The sequence below is a fragment of the Hydrogenivirga sp. 128-5-R1-1 genome (assembly GCF_000171895.1).
The window spans coordinates 1-1,945 of record NZ_ABHJ01000198.1; the positions used below are offsets into that span (position 1 = coordinate 1).

The following is a 1,945-nucleotide window of genomic DNA, read 5'->3' on the forward strand; positions in this document are numbered from 1 at the left end:
AAGTTTATATATATAGTTAAGACCTTTTTTAAATTGAATATCTTTTGTTAAATCTTTCAAATTTGATATTCCGTTTCTGACAAGTGTCTTAACCTTTAAACCACCTAAATAATCCCCTAAAAACTTATATTTAAAAACTTTTTCTAAATTCTCCTTGTTATACTGTGGAAACGCATTAGAATATGGAAATGTTCTAATATCAAAAAGAATTGAAACATCATTCTCCTTCAACTTATTAATAAGCTTTTCTACCTCAAAAAAAGAGGAATATCCTACTGTAAATAGCATTTTAGATTGAGCAGTTAAGGTCTATTTGTCTATATTTAGCCTGTCCTTCCTCAAAAATGTCTCCACCGTAAATGTCATTTGCCACTATTACAGGAAAATCTTTAAAGACAAGCTTTCTAATAGCCTCAGGACCTAAATCTTCATAAGCCACAATTTCAGCAGATACTATATGTTTTGAGAGAAGAGCTGCAGTTCCGCCGTAAGCTGCAAAGTAAACAGCTTTATATTTCTTTAATGCTTCTTTTACTGGCTGAGTTCTAAATCCCTTTCCAATAGTTGCTTTTAATCCAAGTTCGTGTAGTTTTGGAGTATATTTGTCCATTCTATATGCAGTTGTAGGTCCTGCTGAGCCAATAGCTTGTCCAGGTTTTGGTGGTGTTGGTCCTACATAGTATATAACCTGTCCTTCCACATTTATTGGAAGTTTTCCTGTTTTTTCGTACTCCTCAAGCATTCTTTTATGGGCAGCATCCCTTGCTGTATAAACTACTCCATTTAATAAAACTCTATCTCCAACTCTTAAATCTTCTATAATGTCATCTGTTAAAGGTGTAGTTATTCTTTTTACTTCAGACATTTTACTCTTCCTCTTCCATTAATTTTTTTAAATTAAATTTTATGCTGTCCATTACAGGAACATCATAATCAAAATCAACTATAAGCCAAGGTTTTTTATTTTCTGCTATCCAGATTTTTTTGTCTTTTGTAAATATCCAGATAACTTTTTTTACTCCGCTGTCAAGCAAGTCTTGAGTTTTTCTATGGAAATAGTCTTGAGGATTTTCAAACTTTCTTAAATCAGCCTTTGTGTCTATTTCTATAACTACCTCTGGAGCAACAGGTATTAATTTATTTTCTTTTAAATAAGGTTTAACTTTTTCTTTGTCCCATATTGCTATGTCAAGGTTATACCAGCTCCTTGGGGCAAATTTATAACCTACTTCTTGAGATAGAACTTCATAATTTTTACCCTTATCTTTTAAAATATTTCTGATAAAGAAAGAGATTATCATTACTAACCAAGAATGTAATCCACTGTTTCCCATAACAGCCTCCAGAGGTAGCTCTCCGGACAACACCTTATCGTAATCTCTGTAGTAAATAGGAGAGCCTTTTCTCATTTCATATACAAGGGCTTTTGGGATTTTAACCCTTTTAGTTTGCTTTTTTTTCTTATTTTTAAGCTGATTTTTTACTACTGTTGTCATTTTTATATCTCTATTTCCTTATGTCTTGCTGCGTGGCACTGGATATTTACTGCAACAGGCAGTGATGCAATGTGAACAGGGGCAACTTCTATTTTTACATCAACTGCCGTTGTTGAACCGCCAAACCCAAGAGGACCAACGCCAAGTTTATTCGCCTCTTCTATTAGCTCTTCTTCAAGTTTTGCTATTCTTGGGTCAGGGTGTCTTTCTCCAATATGTCTAAAGAGTGCTTTTTTTGCTAAAACAGCAGAATAATCAAAAGTTCCTCCTATTCCTACTCCTACTGTAAATGGAGGGCATGCGTTTGGTCCTGCATTTGCAATTGCACATAGAATAAACTCTTTTACACCTTCCCATCCATCAGAAGGTTTTAGCATTTTTTGTTTACTTTGATTTTCAGAACCGCCGCCTTTAGCAGCAAATTTTATTTTTATTTTATCTCCAGGAAC

At 33.8% G+C, this 1,945-nt stretch carries 4 protein-coding genes; all 4 read right to left on the bottom strand.

Features of this window, described 5'->3' with window-relative positions:
* On the bottom strand, positions 1-288 hold a 288-nt coding region (locus tag HG1285_RS18935), incomplete at its 3' end, for a DUF488 family protein (RefSeq protein ID WP_157560693.1).
* A gap of 1 nt (position 289) precedes the next feature.
* Complete coding sequence (locus HG1285_RS03395) at positions 290-865, bottom strand: Fe-S-containing hydro-lyase (RefSeq protein WP_008288880.1); 576 nt, start codon at positions 863-865, stop codon at positions 290-292.
* Position 866: 1 nt separating this feature from the next.
* A complete protein-coding gene (locus HG1285_RS03390; protein WP_008288881.1) occupies positions 867-1,496 on the bottom strand; it encodes a Uma2 family endonuclease in 630 nt (209 codons plus the stop codon).
* 2 nt (positions 1,497-1,498) lie between these two features.
* Positions 1,499-1,945 (bottom strand): fumarate hydratase (locus HG1285_RS03385; RefSeq protein ID WP_008288882.1); only part of this gene is annotated, 447 nt, incomplete at its 5' end.